Source organism: Psychrobacter sp. UBA2514, from assembly GCF_002341255.1.
Lineage (GTDB): Bacteria > Pseudomonadota > Gammaproteobacteria > Pseudomonadales > Moraxellaceae > Psychrobacter > Psychrobacter pacificensis.
In genome coordinates this window covers 189,999-190,299 of sequence record NZ_DDNS01000012.1, presented here as the reverse complement: position 1 = coordinate 190,299, position 301 = coordinate 189,999, and the positions used below count along the sequence as shown (strand labels likewise).

Genomic DNA, 301 nt, shown 5'->3' with positions numbered 1-301 from the left:
TACTTAAAAAAGAATTGGGCGATTATCCGCTAGTAATTCATAAGCCTGAGGGCGCAATATTCTTGTGGCTGTGGTTTAAGGATTTACCGATTAGTACCTCTAAGCTGTATGAGACTTTGAAAGAAAAAGGTACGCTTATCGTGCCGAGTGAATACTTCTTCCCGGGTGTCGATATTAGCGATTACCAGCACGCACACGAGTGTATCCGCATGAGTATCGCTGCTGATGAGCAAACACTGACGGATGGTATTAGAGTGATTGGTGAAGTGGTACGTGAGTTATATAGTCGAACCACTATTAA

Annotated in this window: 1 pseudogene; it reads left to right on the top strand. The window is 42.9% G+C overall.

Annotation, left to right across the window (positions count from 1 at the left end):
* Positions 1–301, top strand: a pseudogene (locus B3V51_RS04930) (valine--pyruvate transaminase); the annotation flags it as partial.